Raw genomic sequence first — 21,820 nt, 5'->3', positions numbered from 1 at the left:
AACGGCAGTCACTGAATCGTGACTGCCGTTTTTTATAGATCTTTTGCTTTAGGACAAGCTTTGGATGGATTGCTCAGTTAGGTTATAAGTAGAATAGAAAACCACCTGGAGCGTAGGGGTTTCTGCCGTGCAGTACACTTTTATCTGAGAAAGCAGAGAAAAAGCAGAAACTCAGGTGCCAAATAGTTAATATTTAATCATAAAATACAAAACGTATAGCCACCCAAACAGCCCATGAACAATCGCCCAACCGACAGACTGCCATGTGGTATAGGAAATGACCATCGCCAAACAGCTGCCAAAGCCAATGCCGTTTTTCACGGTTTTGTTAATAATGGTGCTGTTATGATTATTCGGATATTGGTCCTGCATAAAAAGTCCCCTTTCTTGCGGGCTTCGGCACGAAACGCTGCCCCATGAAATACTAAGTGCAAAAGAATACTTTTATTATACCTGCTTTGGGGCAAAAATCCAATCGTTCATAAAGATCTTTGCAGTATGGCGTGATTTTTGAGCGAACAAGTAAAATAAAAAACCGCTGTGATAAACACAGCGGTTTTTTGAGGTTTTAAAAGAACTTATTTCAGTTCGACTTTAGCGCCGAGCTCTTCAAGTTTCTTCTTCATTTCCTCAGCGTCTGCTTTAGAAGCAGCCTCTTTGAGGGTCTTGGGAGCGTTGTCAACGAGATCTTTTGCCTCTTTCAGGCCAAGACCGGTCATCTCTTTAACAGCTTTGATGACGCCCATTTTGCTGTCGCCAGCGGCAGTCAGAACAACGTCAAACTCGGTTTTCTCCTCTGCAGCGGGAGCAGCAGCGCCGCCTGCAACAACAACGGGAGCAGCAGCGGAAACGCCGAACTCCTCTTCGATAGCTTTGACCAGCTCGTTCAGCTCGAGAACGGTAAGGGTCTTGATTTCTTCAACGAAATTGGTGATTTTCTCAGAAGCCATTTTTATTTACCTCCATAAAGTAATTTTTTAATTTTTTTTGCGCTTATCGGGTTCGATTAAGCGACTTCTTCGCTCTTCTCTGCGATAGCATTAAGAGCAACAGCAAGGCCACGGATGTTGCCCTGGAGAGCAGAACACAGCATAGAGAGCAGTTCCTGCTTGCCGGGGAGTTTCGCGATTGCCTCAACTTCGGCAGCGCTCATCTCAGCGCCGTCCATGTAGCCGGCTTTAACGGTAAATGCACCTTTGGACTCCTCTGCATATTTGCAGAGAATCTTTGCAGCAACGAGAGGATCCTCATGGGAGATCGCAATAGCGGTGGTACCTTCGAGGGTTTTCTCCAGCTCGGTGTAGCCTTTACCTTCCAGAGCCAAACGCAGCATGGTGTTTTTCACAACAGCATACTCAACGTTAGCTTCACGCAGTGCGCGGCGAAGTTTGGTGTCGTTTGCAACGGAGATACCCTTGTAGTCAACAACAACGCCTGCAACGGAGCTATCGAGTTTGGCTTTAAGGGCCTCAACGTAAGCCTGTTTCTCGGAAAGAATTTTCTGGCTGGGCAAAATTTTTCACCTCATTTCAAATTTACGTTCGTATTCACAAACAAAAAGTCCCTCCACGCACAGACGTGGAGGGACAGAAAAACCTTACGGTAATTTGTACGCACTCCTCGGCAGGCGGGATATCCCTTTATATTCTTACGAATACCTGCTGTCTTTGGACAGCTTAATTATTATACTCGTTTTCACGAGATTTGTCAAATAATTTTTAAAGAGTGCGTGCAGCGGCAAATTAGCCGCCGAATTTCAGGCTGTTCAGGCGAATGCCAGGGCCCATGGTTGCAGCAACGGTAGCACTTTTGATGTACTGACCTTTTGCAGCGGCCGGCTTCGCTTTCACGATAGCGTCCATAACAGTCTTCAAGTTCTCGCCGAGTTTCTCAGCGCCGAAAGAAGCTTTGCCGATGGGCACGTGAATGATGTTGGCTTTATCAAGACGATACTCGATTTTACCAGCTTTTGCTTCTGCAACAGCTCTGCCCACGTCCATGGTAACGGTACCAGCCTTCGGGTTCGGCATCAAGCCACGGGGGCCGAGCACTTTACCGAGACGGCCGACAACGCCCATCATGTTCGGGGTGGTGATCAGAACGTCGAAATCAACGAAGCCTTCGTTCTGAATTTTGCTTGCAAGCTCTTCGTCGCCAACCATCATAGCGCCGGCTTCTTCTGCAGCTTTTGCAGCGTCGCCTTTAGCGATAACGATAACGCGGACGTCTTTACCAGTGCCGTGGGGCAGAACAACTGCACCGCGAACCTGCTGGTCTGCGTGACGGCTGTCAACGCCCAGGCGGACGTGCAGCTCGATGGTCTCGTCGAATTTAGCTTTTGCAGTCTGGCAGCAAAGTGCCAAAGCCTCTTCGCTGTCATAGTTTTTTGTACGGTCGACAAGCTTTACGCTCTCGACATAGTTTTTACCATGTTTCATATTATCCTCCTGTGGTGTATCGGAAAGTTCCTCCCACTAATGGCGAATGTCCAATTAGTCGGCAACGGTAACGCCCATGCTGCGGCAGGTGCCTGCGATCATGCTCATCGCAGATTCTTCGTCGGCAGCGTTCAAGTCGGGCATTTTGATCTTAGCGATCTCGCGAAGCTGATCCTTGGTGATGGTTGCGACTTTAGTCTTGTTGGGTACACCGGAACCGGACTCGATACCCAGCGCTTTTTTGATTAGCACGGGTGCCGGAGGAGTTTTGGTGATAAAGGAGAAAGAACGGTCTGCATAAACAGTGATAACGACCGGAATGATGTAGCCGATATCTTTCTGAGTGCGCTCGTTGAATTCCTTAGTAAAAGACATGATGTTGACGCCGTGCTGACCGAGTGCCGGACCAACAGGCGGGGCCGGTGTTGCTTTACCGGCGGGGATTTGGAGTTTAATATACCCCGTTACCTTCTGAGCCATAGTTTGCACCTCCAAAAAATTGTGGTTCGTTGCGGACAAAGACCTTCTCTGCCCTCCCACGGGCGGCGAGGCCACCCATATAAAAACCGCAAAAACGGCCTTTAACAAAATAAATCGAACTTACAGGGGTTTCACCTGTACCAGTTCCAGCTCTGCTGCGGTTTCGCGGCCGAACATGGAAACCTTGACCTTGACCTTCTGTGCATCCATATCGATAGCCTCGACCACGCCGATAAAGCCTTCGAGCGGACCACTGGTGACCTCGACATTTTCGCCCACCTTGTAATCGATGGCAGCTTCGCGGGTTTCTACACCCAGGGCTGCTACCTCTTCTTCGGTGAGGGGCACAGGCTTCGAGGACGGGCCTACAAAGCCGGTGACGCCGCGCGTGTTGCGCACGACATACCAGGAATCATCTGTCATGACCATTTTGACGAGCACATAACCCGGGAAGAGTTTACGCTCAACCTCGCGTTTGACGCCGTCTTTGATTTCGGGGACGATTTCGGTCGGAATCTTGATTTCCTGAATCAAGTCATGCAGCCGGCGATTTTCCACCAGCGTTTCCAGATTTGTTGCAACCTTGTTCTCATAGCCGGAATAGGTATGCACAACATACCAGCATGCTTCCTCTGCCATGACATATCCCCCTTTCACATAGACGAGTAAGTTTGAACCTGCGTGTTAAAAACGTTATGCGCGCTGCAGAACGAATTTAAGTACCAAGCCAAACAGGGAGTCGAGACCAAAAATGAAAAGACCTGCGACAACAACCACCGCGATAACCACGAGGGTGTTGTTGATGACCTGCTTTTTGCTGGGCCATACAATCTTCTTCATTTCGGTAACAACGTCGCGGAAATATTTGCCGATGCCCTTGAAAAAGCCAATGATTTTGCTGGGCTTTTTCTCTTTTTTAACAGCATTCTCAGCCATGTTTCTCCGCCTTTCTTACTTTGTTTCTCTGTGAAGAGTGTGTTTCTTGCAGAAGCGGCAATACTTGTTCATCTCCAGCCGGTCAGGGCTGTTCTTCTTGTTTTTCATGGTGTTGTAATTGCGCTGTTTGCACTCTGTGCAAGCAAGTGTGATTTTGACTCTCATTCTTCGGCACCTCCATTAAACGGTTCGTATAGCCTCCAAAAAACCTCTCAGGCGAGTGATTTTAAGGAGATGGCCTCCCTCTAAAAACAGGCACAAAAAAATAGACCTGCAAAAAGAGGTACAACTAATATACCATAAAGCGGACGGGCCGTCAAGTTATTTGCTTTAACTTTTTGTGTTTTCCATAAAATTGCGAACCTTGCATCTTTCTTTTACCGGCCTAATATGTTATGATATATCATTGCAACGCTTTTGATATATATATTATAGTATGGTAATATGGGCCGCTGCACGGCGGTTCCCAGCCCGTAAGGAGGGTGTTCCAATGGAAACTAAAATGAAGCTCTGCGTCGTCTTCGGCGGTATCTCCAGTGAACACGAGGTCTCGCTGCTTTCGGCCACCTCGGTGCTGACCAACCTTGACCGTGAACATTACGATATTGTGATGCTCGGCATCACCAAAGCGGGCCGCTGGCTGCGCTATACCGGCGATGTCGCCGCGCTGCGTACCGGCGAGTGGGAAAAAGATGAAGCGCATCTTGCTTCCGCCTTTCTCAGCCCGGACCCCACCATCCATGGCATTGTCACGCTGAAAGACGGCACCGCTGTCACCGAACGCGTTGACGCAGTGTTCCCAGTGCTGCATGGCAAAGGCGGCGAAGACGGGACCATCCAGGGCCTTTTGGAAATGGCGCAGATTCCCTACGTGGGCTGCGGTGTACTGGGCAGTGCTGTTTGCATGGATAAAATCATCGCGGACCTTGTAATGGACGCCGCTGGCATCGCTCGCTGCGAATGGGATTACATCCTTGCCGGTGATGAAGCAGATTTTGATGCTCTTGAGGCACGCCTTGCCGCAAAGCTTGGCTATCCTATTTTTGTAAAACCCGCCAACGCTGGCAGCAGTGTAGGCATTACCAAAGCACACGACAAAGCTGTGCTGAAAGCCGCAATCGAGCTTGCATTACAACACGATGACCGCGTGCTGTTTGAGCGTTTTGTTGACGCACACGAAGTAGAGTGTGCCGTCTGCGGCAACCGCGTCGTTACCTCTACCCTGCCCGGCGAAATTCTTGCCAGCAAAGAGTTCTACGACTACGAAGACAAATATCTTGCGGGCACCTCCCGCGTCGCAATTCCGGCACAGCTTTCGGAAGAGAAGCTGCTGGAAGTGCAGGCTGCGGCAGTGCGTGCTTATAAAACCCTTTGCTGCACCGGCCTTGCACGCGCTGACTTTTTTGTAGAGCGCGGCACCGGCAAAGTGCTGCTGAACGAAATCAACACCTTGCCCGGTTTTACCGACATCAGCATGTACCCCAAACTGATGATGGACACCGGACTTACTTATGCTGCGCTGCTCGACCGGCTAATCGCGCTGGCGCTGGAGCGAAAGGAAGCTGCACATGGATAATCGGCCAATCGGCGTTTTTGATTCCGGTCTCGGCGGGCTTACCGCGGTAAAAGAACTTGCCACCCTGCTGCCCGGCGAAGACATCGTATATTTTGGCGATACCGCGCGCATCCCTTATGGCAATCGCAGCCGCGAAACAATTATGCGGTATGCCGAAGAAGATATCTGGTTTTTACTTTCTAAAAATGTCAAATATATCCTTGCGGCCTGCGGCACCGTTTCTTCTACCTACCCCGCCGAGCGCGCCGCTAAATTGTCGGTGCCTTATCTCGGCGTAGTTGGCGCGACAGCACAGGCTGCTGCACAGGCAAGCCAGAGCGGACGCATTGGCATCATCGGCACCAAAGCCACGGTGAACAGCGGCAGCTATGCTAAGTTCATTCAGACGCTTCGTCCGGATGCTGAAATTACGGCAATCGCCTGCCCGCTTTTTGTGCCGGTTATCGAGGCCGGGCGGATTGCACGCGACGATCTCATCACCACTACACTTGCAAAAGAATACCTCGCACCGCTGAAAGAAGCCGGTGTCGACACCTTGATTCTGGGCTGCACCCACTACCCGATCATCACCGATATTATTGGCGATGTGATGGGTCCCGATGTCACACTGATCAATTCCGGCCGGGAGGGTGCGCACTGTGTGCATCAGCACCTCGGGACAGAGGATATGCTTTCGGAGAAAACCGAAGGCGGTAGTCTCTCGTTTTACGTCAGTGATTCACCCGACAGCTTCTGGGAAATCGGCAAGCTGTTCCTCGGTGAAGGGCTGGAAGGTCCGGTAGAACAGGTGCGTTTTTAACATGCAACAAAGGCCGGGCACTTATTGCGACCCGCGATACCACCACTTTGCGAAGGAGGCGAAGTAAGGAAGTGAAAGAACAATATCTCATTAAAATCTGCGGTACACAGCTTTCAGACGGCGAAGAAAATTCTGTAGAGCTAACCACCAAGGGCAGCTATGCCATCCGCGGAGAGAGTTATTATATCAGCTATAAAGAAACGGAAGCCACCGGCTATGAAGGCTGCACCACCACGGTAAAGCTGGATGCCACCGGCAAGGTAACGATGCTGCGCTTCGGCGCCGCCGCAAGCGAGCTGGTCATCGAGCCCGGCAAACGACATATCTGCCATTATGAAACGGGGCACGGTGCACTGACAATGGGCATTGCAGCCAACGAGGTGATTGCCAACCTGAACGAGCAGGGCGGCGAGCTGAAATTCTCTTATGACCTCGACATCAACTCAAACCCGTTTTCACGCAATATCGTAAATATATCCGTCAGGGAGGTACAATAAAATTGGAATTCAAACATTTTGACCCGGTGGCGACCGCAAAACAGGAAGCCTACGATTTGGTCCTCGCAGCACTCGGTAAGGCAGTTGCTGCCGGCGAGCTGCCCGCAGAGGCCGCACCGTCTTTTAAAATCGAAATTCCCGCCGATGTAAAGAACGGCGATTTTGCAACCAACGCCGCCATGGCGGGTGCAAAAGCATTCCGTCTGCCCCCGCGCAAGCTGGCTGAGATTCTGGTGGCACACGCAGACTGCACCGGCACCTGCTTTGACCGCCTTGAAATTGCCGGACCCGGCTTTATCAACTTCTTCCTCTCCCCGCGCTATTTTGCAGATGTTGTGCTTGCAGCCAACCTGGAGGGTGCAGACTATGGCCGCACTGATTTTGGCGCTGGCAAAAAAATCAACGTTGAGTTCGTTTCTGCGAATCCCACCGGCCCCATGCACCTGGGCAATGCCCGCGGTGGCGCACTGGGCGATTGTCTTGCCTCTGTGCTGGATTGGGCTGGCTACGACGTCACCCGCGAGTTCTATGTTAACGATGCAGGCAACCAGATTGTGAAATTTGGCAAGAGCCTGGCTACCCGCTATCTGCAGATTTACAAAGGCGAAGAAGCTGTGCCGTTCCCCGAGGACGGCTACCAGGGCGAAGATATCAAAGCCGGTGCAAAAGTGTTTGCAGACCTGCACGGTGACGCCTATGTCGGCAAGCCGTTTGAAGAGTTGCAGGAGGCCATTACCGATTTGATTCTGCCCCGCAACATTGCGGCACTGAAAACCGACCTTGGCAAATACCGCATCGAGTATGATACCTGGTTCCTCGAAAGCGCACTGCATGAGAGCGGCGACATCCAGCGCATTCTCGACCTGCTGGCAGAAAAAGGCGCAACTTATGAAAAAGACGGCGCTATCTGGTACAAAGCAAGCGAATACAGTCTGAAATGGGGCGCAAACAAAAAGCCGAAGAAAAACGGCGAAGATTCTGCCTCTGAAGACGGCCCCAAAGATGAGGTCCTGGTGCGTGCCAACGGCATCCCAACTTACTTTGCGGCGGACATTGCTTACCACTACAACAAGTTCGTCACTCGTGGCTTTGATACCGCAATTGACATCTGGGGCGCTGACCACGGCGGCCACGTTGCCCGTATGAAGGGCGCTATGGACGCCATCGGCCTTGACGGCGGCAAGCTGGACATTGTATTGATGCAGCTGGTTAAGCTGATGCAGGGCGGCCAGCCCGTGCGTATGAGCAAACGTACCGGCAAAGCCATCACCCTGGTCGACCTTCTGGACGAAGTGCCCATCGACTCCGCACGCTTTTTCTTCAACCTGCGCGAGCCGGGCAGCCAGATGGAATTTGACCTTGACCTTGCTGTAAAAGAAGACAGCGAGAACCCGGTTTACTATGTCCAGTACGCACATGCCCGCATTTGCAGCATTCTGCGCGCCCTTGCAGAAGAGGGTGTGACCCCGGCCGAAGTTGCTTCGGTCAACCTTTCGCTGCTCACTGACCCCGCGGAAATTGAGCTGATTCGTCATATCGGCTATTTCCCGGGCCAGATTTCGGGCGCTGCTGTGGCATACGACCCGGCACGTATTACCCGCTACGTCATCGACCTTGCCAACCTGTTCCACCGTTTCTACGGCGCCTGCCGCGTGAAAGGTGTAGAGGCTGACCTGATGCAGGCTCGTATTGCGCTTTGCGTGGCAGCAAAGAACACCCTCGCAAACGGTCTTTCGATGCTGAAAATTACTGTGCCGGATAAGATGTAACCGACACTTTTACCCAAGTCATACTAAAAAGGCAGCCCGTGTGGGCTGCCTTTTTAGCGGCTTGAACTACTCGCAAAATTCAAAAGAATCAGAGAGCAAATATGATCATGCACAACCAAACCAATCGACTTTACAGCGCAGACAATATCAAGGCTTTTTTAATCTGCTGTGTGGTGCTGGGGCACCTGTGCGAGGTGCTGCCGTTTCAGGGCAGCTCGTACTTATACTTGTTAATCTACTCGTTCCACATGCCAGCTTTCTCTTTTTTAACCGGTATGATGGCCACCTATCATCCCGGAAAGATTGCCCGCAATCTGGTATATCCCTACCTTGTGTTTCAGTTGCTTTACCTTGTATTCTGTAACCAGCTGCTGGACCAGCAAAAGGACATCCAGTTCACCAAGCCCTACTGGCTGATGTGGTACCTGATGGCCACCATCGTCTGGCACCTTGCCATTCCGTTTTTAGAATTGGTGCGGCCGGGCCGCCGGTGGCTTGCACTGGCAGCTATGATGGCACTTTCGCTTGCCATTGGGTATGACGAAAGCATCTCGTATTACCTTAGCCTGTCACGCATATTGGTGATGCTGCCCTTTTTTGCTGCCGGGTTTTATTTCCGGCGCTCGGCAGGGTATGAAAAGCTGGCGGAGGCACTGCCGCAAAAAAGCAGCAGAAAGCGAACCGCAAAGCTGTTGCTCGGCACCGGGGCGCTTGCCGCTGCCGTCTTGCTTTACCTGTTCCGGCACGACCTGCGTGCCAGCTGGCTTTATGGCTCTTATCCTTATGAAAAGCTGCAATATGGTGCTGCTGTGCGCGGGCTTTCCATTGTCATCGCATTTGTTTTTATCTTCTTGTTTCTTGCGATTTTCCCCAACCGCCCGCTGCCGCTGATTACTCGGGTTGGCCAGCACACCATGCCTGTATACTTGGCACATGGATTCATTCTGCGGATTCTGCAAAACGGCGACTTTTCTATCAAAGACTGGGCTGACAGCCGCTTGGAAGTATTGCTGCTGACGGCAGCACTGGTGCTTCTCCTCTCCAGCCGGCCAGTGCGCAAGTTGCTTGCCCCACTGATGCACTACCCGTTTAGTAAACCCCCTGCGCGCGCTGCAAGCCACTAGCCTGCAACGCTGCTTTACAGAGTGTTTTTGCCCGCGCATTTGGAGGTGTTTTTCTTGCTTTTGCAAAATTTATCTATACAGCATATCCCTGCACTTTTGTGGGGGCCGCAAAGCGAGCGCGTCATTCTTGCGGTACACGGCAGCGGGTCTTCCAAGTCAGACGTGCCGATTGCTCTGCTTGCGGAAATCGCCACTGAGCGCGGGTATCAGGTGCTCAGCTTTGATTTGCCCGAGCACGGCGATCGCAAACAGGAAGAAACGCTTTGCAAGGTGCAAACCTGCGTTGCAGAGTTGCAGCAGGTGCTGGCCTTTGCGCAAACCGAATTTGCACAAATCAGCCTTTTCGCCAACAGCATGGGGGCCTATTTCAGTTTACTGGCACTGCATGATGCTCCATTGCGGCAAAGTCTATTTCTCTCTCCCATTGTGGATATGGAAATGCTCATCCACGGGATGATGCAGGGTTTCGGCATCTCAGAAGAGCAGCTGCGCCAAGAACAAGTCATTCCTACCCCTATCGGGCAAACGCTTTACTGGGACTACTACCAGTACGTAAAACAGCACCCGGTGCAGCACTGGCCCACTGATACTGCTATTTTATATGGCGCACAGGATGACATGACTCCGCGCGCAGCCATAGATGATTTTGCAGCGCAATTCGGCTGCCGGCTCACTGTGGCGCAAGGGTCTGCACATTACTTTTATACCCCGCAGGACCTTGCTGCACTGCGCAGCTTTTTGCAAAGCAACCTGCTGACGTAATTGGATAGAAAAAGGCACCACCGTTTTCTTTGCGGTGGTGCCTTTTTTGTGTAATTTTATTTCGAGCACTCTTTCAGCAAGCGCTGACGCTCGTCCCACAGTTTTTGGGAAAGGTCAACATAATAGCGGTGCGGGAATTCGAAGCGTTTTACCTCGTCCCACAGCGTATCTACCTGCTCAGCGCAGAAAGTTCGAATGCTCTCCAGCGACGGCAAATCATAAACACAGGTGCCATTTTCAAACAGCTGCACCTGGATGGGCTTCGCGGTGCAGTCCTCCAGCGTTTTGGTCTTCCAGGTTTCAATCGGGTCAAACAGGGTGATGCCGCTTGTGGTATCGACCTCTTCGTCATACACCGTGATATAGTCTGCCATTGCTTTGCCGGTTTTGTTGTCAAAAATACGCCAGATCTTTTTGCGGTGCGGAGTGGTGAGTTTTTCTACCGATTCGCTCACCTTGATTTTTGGCAGATAGCCTTCGCTCTGCTTTACAGCAGCCAGCTTGTAAACGCCGCCAAATACGGGGTCGCTTTTGCTGGTGATGAGGTTCTCACCGATGCCAAAACTGTCCACCTTGGCATCCTGCAAAATCAAATCGCGCACGATATATTCGTCCAGTGAGTTAGAGGCAACGATTTTCACGTCCTGGTAGCCCGCAGCATCCAGCAGCTCGCGAGCCTTTTTGGAAAGGTAAGCAATATCGCCGGAATCAATGCGCACGCCTTTCGGGCGAATACCGAGCGGCTGAAGCACCTCTTCAAACACGCGAATCGCATTGGGAATACCGCTTTTGATGACGTTGTAGGTATCTACCAGCAGCACGCAGTTATCCGGGTACAGCTCGGCATACTTTTTAAACGATTCATACTCGCTGGGGAACATCTGCACCCAGGAGTGCGCCATTGTGCCCGAAGCGGGAATGCCAAAATCGCGCGCGGCGAACACGCAGCTGGTAGAGGCGACACCGCCGATGTAAGCAGCACGTGCGCCGTACACTGCGGCGTCATAGCTCTGTGCGCGGCGTGCACCGAACTCGGCTACGGGGCGGCCCGCTGCTGCGCGGCAGATGCGGCTTGCTTTGGTGGCAATCAGGCTTTGATGGTTCATGTTGACGAGCAGCAGCGTTTCAATCAGCTGTGCTTCAATCGCGGGGCCCTCAACCGTAACGATGGGCTCACCGGGGAAGATCGGAGTGCCCTCCGGCAGCGCCCACACGTTGCAGGAGAATTTCAGCTCTGAGAGATACGCAAGAAAGCGCTCGCTAAAGCAATTGCAGCTGCGCAGGTAGGCAATATCCTCGTCGGTGAATTTGATGTTTTTGAGTGCTTCTACAAGCTGCTCGACCCCGGCGCAGATGGCAAATCCACCGCCGTCCGGCACCCTGCGGAAAAACATATCGAAAACGCAGATCTGCTCTTTGTAATCTTCCTCAAAGTAGCCAGCCGCCATCGTAATTTCGTAAAAGTCGGTCAGCATCGTTAGGTTGCGCGGTTGTTTAACGTCCATCTTGATAACCTTTCCTTTCCTCGCAGCCTTAGGCTTTCGCCCCGCACGGCATAGTGTGCTGGCTGCCTGTTTGAAAAAACTTTTTTCAAACATTCTGGTTTACCGGGTAGCGCCCAGCTTGTTAGAAGCGACGATGATTGCGGTCTACTTTGCGCCGCTTTTTATTATTCCGGTTAATCCAAATCAGATAACCGACATAAATACACAACGTGATGCCAACCAAAACGGCAAGCACCTTAAAGTACAACGAAGAGAAGAATCCACCAATTTGTGCAATGATGAAGAGCGCTGTGTTGCGCTCGACGTCCTTGGTGGCGACCAGGTCCACTGTACCAACCTCTTCGCCGGCAAGCGAAAGGGTTACGGTGCCCACCACGTCGCCTTTTTTGACCGGCGCGCTCACAGATTCCGGCAAATTAAAGGTTTTGCCCACTGTTGTTTCGTCTGACTCTTTGGGCAGCAGTGTCATGAGATCATCTGCCGGGCGAAGCATCAGCGTGTCTGTCTCGGATGAGTACTTTACCGGAATTTCAGTAATGTCTTTGGTGGTGTCCAACGCCGGGCGCACTGAAAAATTATTAAATGCCCAGTCGTATAATTGTTTGGAAACACCGAATGCCAGGCCGTAGCCGTCCGCATCCTTCTCGTAAGGGGTACCCATAACCACCAGCAGGTAGGTTTCTCCGTTTTTGGTGGCGGTGGTAATCAGGTTGTACCCAGCCTCTGGGGTAGAGCCTGTTTTGATGCCTTTCACTTCCGGCATATAGTACGGGGTGCCAAAACGCATCATTGCGTTGGTGGTGCGGATAGCATAGCTTTTGCCCTCTGGTGTAGAGCCAGGGTACAACGCTGTGGTGTGCTTGTTGGAAAGCGGCATCCAGTACTCGGTAGAGGACGCCACCTCGCGGAAGGTGTTCTGCACTGTTGGGTTTTCGCTGTACCAGCATTCCTTGGCGATTAAATACATATCATACGCGGTGGAATAATGGCTTTCGGCCATGCCGTAAAGGCCGTGTGCGCAGGTAAAATTGGTGTCTTTTGCGCCAAGCTGCTGGGCGCGCGCTGTCATCAGCGAGCAAAAGCTTGCAATGCTGCCACCACCAATATGGTCAGCAACAATACTTGCAGCTTCGTTGCCGCTGGGCAGCATCATAGCATAGAGCAAGCTGCGCATCGAAACTTCTTCGTAAGGCCAGATATCGGCACTGGATGCGCCCTGTCCGTACAGCTCATCAAAAATATAGCCCGGCGCAGTTACCACAGTTCCGTCGAGGTCCTGCACATTTTCAAGCAGAAGCAGCGCCGTCATAATTTTGGTAAGACTGGCGGGGGCACGTTTTTCATGGGCATTTTTCTCATACAGTACGGTGCCGGTATCCATATTCACCATATAAACGCTTGTGGCATTGGGCTCAAACGGCGGGGTGAAAGTGGCAGCAGAGGAAGGCAGTGCCAGCGCCGAGACAGAAAGCAAACATACAAGTGCGAGAGAAATGAATTTTTTCATGCAGCGGGGTCGTCCTTTCGGCAAATCGTAAAGCGCAGGATACTTTTCCATTCTTTGCCCTGCGCAAAATATAGTAATATAGGTCGAAATATGCTATAATCATCAAAAACTATGTTTTTGATGGGTGGATATACAGTTGTTAGTATAGCATACTCCCCCCTCTTTTTCAAAACAAATTTACTCTTCCCAAAAACTTGCGTAAATAAAGGATACTGTAAAAAATACGATCCACAAAGGGGATTTCCTACAATGATTTATGTGACAGCAGACCTGCACGGTGACGTTGACCGGCTGCGCAGTCTTCCGGTAAAGCTGGGCCGCAAAGATACGCTTATTGTGCTGGGCGATTTCGGCTTTTTATGGGACGGTTCAAAAGCAGAAAAAAAGATGCTGAAATGGCTGGGCAAACGCCGCTACCAACTGCTATTCCTCGACGGTGCGCACGAAAACTACGACCTGCTGGACAGCTATGAAGTCACTGATTTTGCCGGTGGGCGTGCACAGCAGATCAGCGGCAAGCTGTATCATCTGATGCGCGGCGAAGTTTACACGATTGAAGAGAAAAAACTGCTTTGCTTTGGCGGCGGTGAAAGCCCGGATATGGACAGTCGCATCGAGGGGCAAAGCTGGTGGAGCCGCGAACTGCCGAGCGATGAAGAATATGCCCGCTGCGAAGCCAGCATTGCCGCCTGCGACAACCAGGTAGACTATGTGCTGACCCACGCACTGCCCGCCCGCATGCTCACCTTTATGAACCTTGAGACCCGCGGCCTGCTGGAAACCAATCCACTGGAAAACTATTTTGATGAACTTGCCGCCAAATTGCAGTATACTCATTGGTATTTCGGCTCTCAGCACCGAGACCAAACACTGGGTCCCAAAGCAACTGCGGTTTATAAAAAAGTGCTTCCGCTGTTTAAAGTACAGCGCAAAAAGTGAAGATTTACGCCCTGCGCGATATGGCACTGCTTGTTTACGGCAGTGCTTTTTTATCATATGCCCACACGAAAACCAACAAATGTAACACTGCGGCTTGGGCTTGTTAAAAAAACACGTCTTTCTGCCGCAGAAGGCCTCATACAATAATAACGGCTGTTTTTTGCTGCCGACAGGAAAGGATTGACCGCACTTGACACAAAACACCCGCACCCGCAAAAAATCATCGCTGACCGTAGCCCTGGTACTGGTACTCGCTGCCGTACTGCTTGCCGGGCTTTTTGTTTTGCTGCCCGGCAAAGCAGCCGTGCCGTTTGCCCCGCAGGGTGCTGCCGCTGCGGCCCGTACCCAGCCACCACCAGAGGGCGCTACCGGCAAAGCATTGCAGCAATGGGCGGACGAAGCTGTTGCCGCCGCACAGGCCGCCGGGCTTAACACACTGCTTTTTGAGGCACATCCCGGCAACCAGGTATATTACCAAAGTCCTGTGTTTGCGTCCTACCCGGGCGGAGAAGACCCTCTTGCGCTGTTCTGCCGCACGGCAAACGCAAAGCAGATTGCCGTGTACATTTTAGTTGCCCCTTACACTGCCGGGGTTGGCAGCATGCACCCCACCAAACTTACCTTTACACCGCCGGAATATGCGAAAGGCTCGCCGGCCACTACCGCGACTCTGCTCACTTTGGGGGATATTCAGTATTTTGACCCCGCCGACAAAAGCTATGCCAAATTATTGGTAAAAGATCTCGCTTATCTTGCTCAAAATTACCCGGCTGCGGGCATTTTAATCCAAGATCCTTCCGCCGTGTCTCCCTCGGTGGAAGAGCTGACCCAACTTGCAGCCGCAATTACTCACGCGAACGCTAAAACCACTGCCGGCCTTTGCGATTTTAACGAGCTTTCCGGGCGCAGAAAAGATTTGCCTGCGCTCGTCAGCGGCGGTTTTTCGCTGCTGGTACCCAGAATAGAGTCAGAAGACGGCAGCCTTTATGCAGACTGCCTCGCCGCAAAAGCCGGGGCAGTCTGGCCGGATACGCTCTCTACCCTAGGCGGCGAAGAGCGTTATTATGCCCTTGCCACCGCCAACAAATTGCCGGGTGCCGTGTTTGGCACACTGGGCAGCAATGCGCGGCACATCGGCGCTATGGTAACTGCGCTGGGCAACCCGCTAAACGCCGAATCTCTGCCGGTGCCGGGCACCTTGCAAATCGGCACACCAAAGCCGGAGAGCACAACCACCCGTGAAAACTGCCTGATTCTCGGTACCAGCGACCCGGCACAGCCGTTGCTGTTAAACGGCAGTGAAGTTGCCCGCACCACCAAAAATGGCAGCTTTGCCGTTTTTGTACCGCTTGCAATGGGCGATAACAGCTTTACGCTAACCCAAGGTGAAACCACTGCGGCGCTCACCGTAACCCGCAATGCGCCAGAGCCGGGCACCGGCGGCAAAACGCCAACCCCGGATACCTCGCTGAATACAGAGCTGGCCGGGCGCACCATTCAAATTACGGGGCAGATTGCCTCTGCACTTTCGGATCCCAAAAGTGACGGTGCGATTTCAATGACCTTGAAAGAGGGTATGACCGCCACTGTGCAGGGCACCGTAGAAACATTGCGCAGCGGCAAAATTGTCAAAGCTTATCTGCTCGAAAGTGGCGATTACCTGCTGGTGCGCAATGCAGATTTGTTGGACGCACCGCTGCCTGCCCCCGCACTTTCGGTAACGGGCACTACACAGAGTGATCGGCTGCTGACGGTACAGCTGGAAGGCGGCTCTCCGCTTTGCTATCCTTCCCGTACTGAAAATACGCTGGTTCTCGATTTTTACGGCGCATCGCTGGGCGATATTGCTCCACTGACCGCCCTGCCGGAGCAAATTGCTTCCGCCACGGCAGAAAAAACCGAAAAAGGCGCACGGCTTACCCTGCAATTTGCGCCCCAATTTGCGTTTTGGGGTTACGATCTGGCCTGCACCGACACCGGCATGACCCTGAGGATTACCTCTGCCCCGGTGCTTGGCAGCGACCCGCTGAAACCGCTTGCAGGCGTTAAAGTATTGCTGGACGCTGGCCACGGCGGTACCGACTTTGGTGCGGCGGGCATTACCGGCCTGGTGGGCGGTGCCTGCGAAAAAGATGTCAACCTTGCATTGGCACAGGTGCTTCGTCAGCGACTGGAGCAGCTGGGCGCTACTGTGACGATGACCCGCACCGATGACAGTTTTCCCACCCTGCAGGACCGCTACGCGCTGGGCGGCGAGCAACTGCCGGATTACTTCCTCGCGCTGCACCACAACAGCATTGAATTTGTAAAAGACACAAATACGGTCAATGGCATAGAATGCTATTATTTCGAGCAGGAAAGTCTGCCGCTGGCGCAAAACCTGCTGTCTGCTGTTTCTGTTTCCACCGGGCGGCGGGCTGCCGCTGCGGATACCGCTTACTTTTACGTCTGCCGTCAAACTGCGTTCCGCAGCGTACTGTTTGAGTTTGGCTATCTCGTCAATCCGGCTGAGAATGAAAGCTGCTTTTCCGCGGCTGGCTTGCGCAGTGCGGCCGTGGGTATTACAAACGGCCTAATGGCAGATCTCGGCGTTTTCGAGCCTTTGGCGTAAAGTATTCCGCTACAAATTAGGCCTGTTTTCCATCGAATTCGTTTCCCAGCATCATTCATACATTTGTCGAAAATTGTCGGTGTTCGCAATGGCATTTGCGTGGTATACTACTTTGCAGCCGCTGCGGCGGCAATCTTTAAAGGAGTTTTCCTATGTCAGACATTACCTCTCTCGACACCGTGGTATCTTTCGCAAACGGTAAAAACTTTTACAAAGTATTCTGGGTCTTTTTCATTTGTTGCTTTTTGGGCAACTGCTGCGAGATGGTTTTCGCTTATGCCAAAAACGGCAGCTGGATCTGCCGCCAAGGGCTGATTTGGGGCCCATTTAACCAGATTTACGGCCTTGGCGCAGTGCTTTTTATGCTTGCACTCTACAACCTGCGAGACCGCAATGCCGGTATTATTTTTGTTGCCAGCGCCCTTTCCGGCGCTGCGTTTGAATGGCTTTGCAGCTGGGTGCAAGAAATCGCTTTTCACTCTCACAGCTGGGAGTACAGCGATACGCCGGTTAATATCGGCGGCCGTACCAACCTCTTCTTCGCCATCTGCTGGGGCTTTATGGGCCTCGTCTTCATCCGCAACCTTTACCCTTGGCTTTCCGAGCATATTGAAAAAATCCCCAACAGTATCGGCCGCCCGCTTACCTGGGTGCTTGCCGTGTTTATGGCTGTTAACATTATTGTATCGATTGCCGCGGTAACTCGTTGGAAAGAGCGCACCTACGCGCCTGACGTGCCGCCCAAAACTGCAATTGGCCGGCTGCTGGATAAATACTATCCGAATGAAAAGATGAGCAGCATCTACACCAGTCTTACCTTTAAATAACCTTGTAAAACCAAATAAACACAAAAAAGGCGGGCAGCCATGCAGAACTTCTGCGGCTGTCCGCCTTTTGTTTTATAAAAAGCAGCTGAAAACTATGCTTTTTCGCTGGGCTTTTGTTCCGGCTGGGCTGCACAGGGCAACTCAAACCAAAAGGTGCTGCCTACGCCTTCGGCGCTGCGCACGCCAAAATCAGCACTGTGTGCCACAAGAATGGCTTTGACGATGGAAAGGCCCAATCCGTTGCCTTGGCGTCCCTCGTCGCTGCGGGCGCGATAATAGCGGTCGAACAGATGCGGCAATTCGCTTTCAGGAATACCGCTGCCATTATCGATAACCTCCGCACGAAGCAGGCCGTTGTTTACCGGGGTAAGCCGTATTGTTACCAGCCCATGGCTGCCGAGGTGCGCAATGGCGTTGGAAACGAGATTGTGCAGTACCCGCTCAATTTGGGCCGGGTCCGCATTCACTTCAGCCTCTTCCAACCCCTCTGCCGCGAGCAAAAACTCCTCCTTAATAGAGCGGTCGGTATACTTGCCCAGCACATCGCGCGCCAGCTCTGCAAGGTCAAACCGTGTAATGTGGGGCGGCAGCGTACCCGAAGAATATTTCGAAAGCTCCATAACGCTGTTCACCAAGCCGGACAGGCGGTCGGTCTCATCGATAATAATGTTCAGGTCGTCGGTACGGCGCTCCTGGTTATCACAGTTGAGGTCGCGGGCGGTTTCTGCATATCCTTTGATGAGGGTAAGCGGCGTGCGCAGGTCATGGCTGATATTCGCAATCAACTCTCGCTGCAGCTGGCTCGATTTTGCCACTTCCCCCGTCATATAGTTAAAATCGCGGGTCAGCACGCCCAATTCGTCTTGCGATTCGGTCGGTACTGCCACATCGTACTCACCGGCAGCCACCTTGCGCGCTGCTTTAGAAAGCGCTGTAATCGGTTTGGTAAACCACCGTGCAAACAGCAACGCGCCAACAATTGAAACCACCAGCAGAATCACCGAAATAACCACAAGCTGGCTTCTCATTACTTCTACAGCCTGGCTGACACGCTCGAGGTTGGTGCTAACGATAACGGTATAGCCATTGCTGGTCACCGCACCTTGCAGCGCCTGCTGGTGGCCAGTAGCGTCTTCAATGGTGTAGTTGATGGACTTCTGCACACGCAGGCTTTGCCGAATGCGAATTGCGGTATCGGAATCTTGATTGTTGCGGAGCAAACCAAATACAGCGGTATTGTCCTGATGAAGCAGGCAGTTGCTGCCAATCCCCTCAGAAATGCCGATGCAGCGGTTGGTGCGGTCAGAAATATCGATGCAGATACCATCTTTAACATAGTCATTGAGCTCATCGGTAACAGCGTTGACCGAGTTTGCTTTTTCTAGAATTTCTACAATCGAGGTGAGCCGGCGCGAAAGCTCGCTGTTAATCATGCGGTGGTAATTCGGCTCAAACAGTGCAACCGTAAGCAGCCAGACCAGCGCAATGAGCACTACACAGAGTGCCGTAACAAAAAGCGCAAGTTTGCTTCTGATAGATTTCAGGGAGGGTCATCCTTTCCTTTGCAAAACGGCCCGCAGCAGTAGCAGCGAGCCGTTTGCGTTGATGGCAGAGCCTACAGCCTGCCTTGCTTTTGTTTAGTTCGCCGGTTCAAATTTGTACCCAACGCCCCACACGGTAGCAATGTCGTCACGGTGGCTGCCCAAGTGGCCGCGCAGCATTTTAATATGGGTATCCACGGTACGGTCCTCGCCGTAGTAATCGTAGTTCCATACTTTTTGCAAAATTTTCTCGCGTGAGAGCGCAATGCCCTTATTGTGCGCGAGGAAAACCAGCAGGTCAAACTCTTTCGGGGTCAGGCTAATCTCTTCGCCTGCAATGCGTACGCTGTGAGAAGCGGTATCGATAAGAAGGTCGCCAAAGACAAACTTCTCGCCGTCACTTTCGCCGCGCGGCATGGTGCGGGCCAGCACTGCCTTTACGCGGGCTACCAGCTCGCGCGGGCTAAACGGTTTCACCACATAGTCATCTGCGCCGCCCTCGAGACCCGTTACGCGGTCGTACTCTTCCCCACGCGCTGTCAGCATGATAACCGGGGTGACCAGCTTTCGGGCGCGAATTTCACGCAGGCAGGTCATGCCGTCTACAAACGGCATCATGATATCCAAAATTACAAGGTCAAAACTCTGCGCCGCAAGGCTCGCCAATGCAGCAGAGCCGTCAGTCGCCTCTGCACATTCAAAGCCTTCGTGCTCCAGGTACTCACTAATGAGCTGACGGATACGAGGTTCGTCATCCACGATTAAAATTTTAGCCATGGCTTAGGCCCACCTTTCTTTTATCTGCATTTATCTTAGGTTTTGTTGTTAAAACTGAAACCCTTACGGCATGGTTGCAGGATAGCATAACCGCACCGCCGGTGTATTTCCATATTAATTTGCCTGTATGTCGAAGTTGTGAAAATTTTGAAACCATTTTTTCAAGTTTGCAAAACTCTGGTTTTTGGCTGTTTTTCTTTGCCAAAAGGTGCAGTTTTGCTTGACGCATTTCCCTGGGGAACGTACAATAAAAAGCAAGCGGTTTTGTGCCGCCTGTTATTTTTTTGAAAGATGGTGTTACCTTGACCTTTTTCGTTCTCGCAGTTTTACTTATACTGCTGATTTTGTTTTTCATTTATCCCTGCCGGCCCTCGCAAGAAAAATCTCGCCCTTTTTACGGGCGCAACTATGCGCACCGCGGGCTGCACACCAAAGATAAATCGGTGCCCGAAAACAGCCTTGCAGCTTTCCGTGCTGCCGTCGAACATGGCTACGGCATCGAGCTGGACATTCAGCTTTCCAAAGACGGTGAGGTGGTGGTCTTTCACGACGATACGCTCGACCGCGTTTGCGGCGTGCATGGGCGTGTAGACGCTTACACTTTAGAAGAGCTGCGTAGCTTTTCTCTGTGTGGCACCGAGCAGCGCATTCCGCTCTTGACCGAAGTGTTTGAGGTAATGGACGGCAAAGCACCGATGATCATTGAACTGAAAAGCGGCCCCCGCAATACCGAGCTTTGCGAAAAAGGCTACGCGCTCATGCAGCAGTACCACGGCGCTTACTGCATCGAAAGTTTTGACCCGCGCATTGTTTGCTGGTTTAAAAAGCATGCGCCGCAGGTGCTGCGCGGCCAGCTGGCCGGCCGACCCGAAACCTACAATACCCTGCCGAGCGTCGGCGGCTTTGTGCTTGGTAACCTACTAGGCAATGTGCTTGCCCGCCCCGAGTTTGTTGCTTACGATAACGCCAAAAAGCCTTGGACTGTCCGTCTATGCGACCGTCTTGGCGCACTGAGAGTTCTTTGGACAGCACGCGATGAAGCCGACAAGGCGCGTGTTGAGTCTGAGAACGACCTCGTTATCTTCGAGTTTTATCTGCCGGAAGTGCAGTTCCGCACCGAGGCTTAAACGGTAGCTGTTCCCTGCGTTATCCTTTATATGATAAAAGTGCTGATGAATGCAAGCCTTGGCTGCCATCAGCATTTTTTATTGCCGCTTTTTTGTATAGTGGCAGGTACCACAAAGTAAGCGAGAAAGTTTGGGGCCGGGGCTGCCAACTTGGCTTATTGACGCAATAAAAACAACAAAAGTGCTTGTCGTTTTCTTAGTCTGGGCTGTCAGTTGCAGCGGTATCCTTTTGCGCTTTTAAAATCTCATTTGCTGTAAGCATTCTAGCACAAGTACAAGCCCCGGTAAAGCAGTGCTTGCAGCGTACAAACAAAGTGGCACAGCATAATTGCTGTGCCACTTTTTATAATTAGGAGAGAATCATTTCAATGAGATGGTCAGCCACGGCCAAAAATGATAATGAGTACGATGGCCACGAAGATGCAGGGAATCAGAAAATCCAGAAAACGAATTACGCCTGGCACCTTTTTTTGCGGTATTTTATCGTACATGCGCTCTTTCCAGTTAATAAAACTTTCATTGCGCGGGTCGGGCTTTTCAGGGGCTGTTTCGGGCAAATCTGCCTGTGCAGTTTGCTCCAACTCTTGTTTTTCTTTTTCGTCCAT

24 protein-coding genes and 1 other annotated feature are annotated in these 21,820 nt (G+C 51.9%); of the genes, 10 read left to right on the top strand and 14 right to left on the bottom strand.

The annotated features are described in order from the left end of the window. Nucleotides 1–186 precede the first annotated feature (186 nt). The 8 genes from C1A11_RS06290 to rpmG form a co-directional block, all read right to left on the bottom strand. Nucleotides 187–372, bottom strand: a complete 186-nt coding sequence (locus tag C1A11_RS06290) for a hypothetical protein (RefSeq protein WP_102049646.1) — start codon at nt 370–372, stop codon at nt 187–189. A gap of 206 nt (nt 373–578) precedes the next feature. After that, the gene (gene rplL / locus C1A11_RS06285; protein WP_102049645.1) at nt 579–950 is read right to left on the bottom strand and encodes a 50S ribosomal protein L7/L12; all 372 of its coding nucleotides are present in this window, start codon (nt 948–950) and stop codon (nt 579–581) included. Between the two features lie 56 nt (nt 951–1,006). Next, the gene (gene rplJ, locus C1A11_RS06280) at nt 1,007–1,513 is read right to left on the bottom strand and encodes a 50S ribosomal protein L10 (protein ID WP_102049644.1); all 507 of its coding nucleotides are present in this window, start codon (nt 1,511–1,513) and stop codon (nt 1,007–1,009) included. A gap of 32 nt (nt 1,514–1,545) precedes the next feature. Then, nucleotides 1,546–1,689: a sequence feature (ribosomal protein L10 leader region), on the bottom strand. Nucleotides 1,690–1,742: 53 nt separating this feature from the next. Then, nucleotides 1,743–2,438: a 50S ribosomal protein L1 gene (rplA, locus tag C1A11_RS06275; protein WP_102049643.1), complete on the bottom strand. Its 696-nt coding sequence runs from the start codon at nt 2,436–2,438 to the stop codon at nt 1,743–1,745. A gap of 54 nt (nt 2,439–2,492) precedes the next feature. Continuing rightward, nucleotides 2,493–2,918, bottom strand: a complete 426-nt coding sequence (gene rplK / locus C1A11_RS06270) for a 50S ribosomal protein L11 (protein ID WP_102049642.1) — start codon at nt 2,916–2,918, stop codon at nt 2,493–2,495. Between the two features lie 120 nt (nt 2,919–3,038). Then, entirely contained in the window at nt 3,039–3,557 is a 519-nt protein-coding gene (nusG, locus tag C1A11_RS06265) for a transcription termination/antitermination protein NusG (RefSeq protein WP_102049641.1), read from the bottom strand. Nucleotides 3,558–3,611: 54 nt separating this feature from the next. After that, entirely contained in the window at nt 3,612–3,854 is a 243-nt protein-coding gene (gene secE, locus C1A11_RS06260) for a preprotein translocase subunit SecE (RefSeq protein ID WP_102049640.1), read from the bottom strand. A gap of 15 nt (nt 3,855–3,869) precedes the next feature. Continuing rightward, on the bottom strand, nt 3,870–4,019 hold the full coding sequence (gene rpmG, locus C1A11_RS06255; protein WP_102049639.1) for a 50S ribosomal protein L33: 150 nt from the start codon (nt 4,017–4,019) through the stop codon (nt 3,870–3,872). 325 nt (nt 4,020–4,344) lie between these two features. Here rpmG and C1A11_RS06250 point away from each other — a divergent pair, with 325 nt between their 5' ends. From C1A11_RS06250 to C1A11_RS06225, 6 genes are all read left to right on the top strand, one after another. Then, a complete protein-coding gene (locus tag C1A11_RS06250) occupies nt 4,345–5,430 on the top strand; it encodes a D-alanine--D-alanine ligase family protein (protein WP_102049638.1) in 1,086 nt (361 codons plus the stop codon). After that, entirely contained in the window at nt 5,423–6,229 is an 807-nt protein-coding gene (gene murI / locus C1A11_RS06245; RefSeq protein WP_102049637.1) for a glutamate racemase, read from the top strand. Before C1A11_RS06250 ends, murI begins: the two co-directional genes overlap by 8 nt. Before the next feature lie 71 nt (nt 6,230–6,300). Beyond that, on the top strand, nt 6,301–6,726 hold the full coding sequence (locus C1A11_RS06240; RefSeq protein ID WP_102049636.1) for a YwiB family protein: 426 nt from the start codon (nt 6,301–6,303) through the stop codon (nt 6,724–6,726). 2 nt (nt 6,727–6,728) lie between these two features. Continuing rightward, nucleotides 6,729–8,495: an arginine--tRNA ligase gene (gene argS / locus C1A11_RS06235; RefSeq protein ID WP_102049635.1), complete on the top strand. Its 1,767-nt coding sequence runs from the start codon at nt 6,729–6,731 to the stop codon at nt 8,493–8,495. Between the two features lie 107 nt (nt 8,496–8,602). Further along, nucleotides 8,603–9,619 carry an acyltransferase family protein gene (locus C1A11_RS06230; protein ID WP_180950267.1) on the top strand — a complete coding sequence of 339 codons (1,017 nt, stop codon included), beginning with the start codon at nt 8,603–8,605 and terminating at the stop codon, nt 9,617–9,619. A gap of 60 nt (nt 9,620–9,679) precedes the next feature. Next, on the top strand, nt 9,680–10,381 hold the full coding sequence (locus C1A11_RS06225; protein WP_341458134.1) for an alpha/beta hydrolase: 702 nt from the start codon (nt 9,680–9,682) through the stop codon (nt 10,379–10,381). 56 nt (nt 10,382–10,437) lie between these two features. Here C1A11_RS06225 and C1A11_RS06220 read toward each other — a convergent pair whose 3' ends face one another. Continuing rightward, the gene (locus C1A11_RS06220) at nt 10,438–11,886 is read right to left on the bottom strand and encodes a nicotinate phosphoribosyltransferase (RefSeq protein WP_102049632.1); all 1,449 of its coding nucleotides are present in this window, start codon (nt 11,884–11,886) and stop codon (nt 10,438–10,440) included. 121 nt (nt 11,887–12,007) lie between these two features. Continuing rightward, nucleotides 12,008–13,393, bottom strand: coding sequence for a D-alanyl-D-alanine carboxypeptidase family protein (locus C1A11_RS06215; RefSeq protein ID WP_180950266.1), 1,386 nt, complete (start codon nt 13,391–13,393; stop codon nt 12,008–12,010). 249 nt (nt 13,394–13,642) lie between these two features. Between C1A11_RS06215 and C1A11_RS06210 the strand changes: the two genes are divergently transcribed. The 3 genes from C1A11_RS06210 (at nt 13,643) to C1A11_RS06200 (ending at nt 17,770) form a co-directional block, all read left to right on the top strand. Beyond that, nucleotides 13,643–14,332 (top strand): metallophosphoesterase, encoded by a 690-nt coding sequence (locus C1A11_RS06210; RefSeq protein ID WP_102049630.1) that lies wholly within the window; start codon nt 13,643–13,645, stop codon nt 14,330–14,332. Between the two features lie 190 nt (nt 14,333–14,522). Then, a complete protein-coding gene (locus C1A11_RS06205; RefSeq protein WP_102049629.1) occupies nt 14,523–16,943 on the top strand; it encodes an N-acetylmuramoyl-L-alanine amidase in 2,421 nt (806 codons plus the stop codon). Nucleotides 16,944–17,095: 152 nt separating this feature from the next. Then, a complete protein-coding gene (locus C1A11_RS06200; protein ID WP_102049628.1) occupies nt 17,096–17,770 on the top strand; it encodes a putative ABC transporter permease in 675 nt (224 codons plus the stop codon). 92 nt (nt 17,771–17,862) lie between these two features. Here C1A11_RS06200 and C1A11_RS06195 read toward each other — a convergent pair whose 3' ends face one another. From C1A11_RS06195 to C1A11_RS13785, 3 genes are all read right to left on the bottom strand, one after another. Continuing rightward, the gene (locus C1A11_RS06195) at nt 17,863–19,263 is read right to left on the bottom strand and encodes a sensor histidine kinase (protein ID WP_102049627.1); all 1,401 of its coding nucleotides are present in this window, start codon (nt 19,261–19,263) and stop codon (nt 17,863–17,865) included. 144 nt (nt 19,264–19,407) lie between these two features. Further along, nucleotides 19,408–20,088, bottom strand: coding sequence for a response regulator transcription factor (locus tag C1A11_RS06190; protein WP_102049626.1), 681 nt, complete (start codon nt 20,086–20,088; stop codon nt 19,408–19,410). Further along, the gene (locus C1A11_RS13785) at nt 20,081–20,443 is read right to left on the bottom strand and encodes a hypothetical protein (protein WP_180950385.1); all 363 of its coding nucleotides are present in this window, start codon (nt 20,441–20,443) and stop codon (nt 20,081–20,083) included. Before C1A11_RS13785 ends, C1A11_RS06190 begins: the two co-directional genes overlap by 8 nt. Between C1A11_RS13785 and C1A11_RS06185 the strand changes: the two genes are divergently transcribed. Beyond that, nucleotides 20,355–21,215: a glycerophosphodiester phosphodiesterase gene (locus tag C1A11_RS06185; RefSeq protein ID WP_278335974.1), complete on the top strand. Its 861-nt coding sequence runs from the start codon at nt 20,355–20,357 to the stop codon at nt 21,213–21,215. The two genes, C1A11_RS13785 and C1A11_RS06185, sit on opposite strands and share 89 nt — an antisense overlap. A gap of 377 nt (nt 21,216–21,592) precedes the next feature. On the opposite strand, the gene C1A11_RS06180 is transcribed toward C1A11_RS06185, so the two are convergent. Beyond that, the gene (locus C1A11_RS06180; RefSeq protein WP_102049625.1) at nt 21,593–21,820 is read right to left on the bottom strand and encodes a hypothetical protein; all 228 of its coding nucleotides are present in this window, start codon (nt 21,818–21,820) and stop codon (nt 21,593–21,595) included.

Source organism: Pygmaiobacter massiliensis (assembly GCF_900199435.1).
Lineage (GTDB): Bacteria > Bacillota > Clostridia > Oscillospirales > Ruminococcaceae > Pygmaiobacter > Pygmaiobacter massiliensis.
The sequence above is the reverse complement of the archived record's forward strand: the minus strand, read 5'-3'. Positions and strand labels throughout refer to the sequence as shown.

Excerpts from the sequence above, each read along its gene's own strand:
- C1A11_RS06290 (WP_102049646.1), bottom strand. The coding sequence starts at position 372 with ATGCAGGACCAATATCCGAATAATCATAACAGCACCATTATTAACAAA.
- rplL (WP_102049645.1), bottom strand. The coding sequence starts at position 950 with ATGGCTTCTGAGAAAATCACCAATTTCGTTGAAGAAATCAAGACCCTT.
- rplA (WP_102049643.1), bottom strand. The coding sequence starts at position 2,438 with ATGAAACATGGTAAAAACTATGTCGAGAGCGTAAAGCTTGTCGACCGT.
- rplK (WP_102049642.1), bottom strand. The coding sequence starts at position 2,918 with ATGGCTCAGAAGGTAACGGGGTATATTAAACTCCAAATCCCCGCCGGT.
- nusG (WP_102049641.1), bottom strand. The coding sequence starts at position 3,557 with ATGGCAGAGGAAGCATGCTGGTATGTTGTGCATACCTATTCCGGCTAT.
- secE (WP_102049640.1), bottom strand. The coding sequence starts at position 3,854 with ATGGCTGAGAATGCTGTTAAAAAAGAGAAAAAGCCCAGCAAAATCATT.
- rpmG (WP_102049639.1), bottom strand. The coding sequence starts at position 4,019 with ATGAGAGTCAAAATCACACTTGCTTGCACAGAGTGCAAACAGCGCAAT.
- C1A11_RS06250 (WP_102049638.1), top strand. The coding sequence starts at position 4,345 with ATGGAAACTAAAATGAAGCTCTGCGTCGTCTTCGGCGGTATCTCCAGT.
- murI (WP_102049637.1), top strand. The coding sequence starts at position 5,423 with ATGGATAATCGGCCAATCGGCGTTTTTGATTCCGGTCTCGGCGGGCTT.
- C1A11_RS06230 (WP_180950267.1), top strand. The coding sequence starts at position 8,603 with ATGCACAACCAAACCAATCGACTTTACAGCGCAGACAATATCAAGGCT.
- C1A11_RS06220 (WP_102049632.1), bottom strand. The coding sequence starts at position 11,886 with ATGGACGTTAAACAACCGCGCAACCTAACGATGCTGACCGACTTTTAC.
- C1A11_RS06215 (WP_180950266.1), bottom strand. The coding sequence starts at position 13,393 with ATGAAAAAATTCATTTCTCTCGCACTTGTATGTTTGCTTTCTGTCTCG.
- C1A11_RS06210 (WP_102049630.1), top strand. The coding sequence starts at position 13,643 with ATGATTTATGTGACAGCAGACCTGCACGGTGACGTTGACCGGCTGCGC.
- C1A11_RS06200 (WP_102049628.1), top strand. The coding sequence starts at position 17,096 with ATGTCAGACATTACCTCTCTCGACACCGTGGTATCTTTCGCAAACGGT.
- C1A11_RS06190 (WP_102049626.1), bottom strand. The coding sequence starts at position 20,088 with ATGGCTAAAATTTTAATCGTGGATGACGAACCTCGTATCCGTCAGCTC.
- C1A11_RS13785 (WP_180950385.1), bottom strand. The coding sequence starts at position 20,443 with ATGAAAAACAAAATCAGCAGTATAAGTAAAACTGCGAGAACGAAAAAG.
- C1A11_RS06180 (WP_102049625.1), bottom strand. The coding sequence starts at position 21,820 with ATGGACGAAAAAGAAAAACAAGAGTTGGAGCAAACTGCACAGGCAGAT.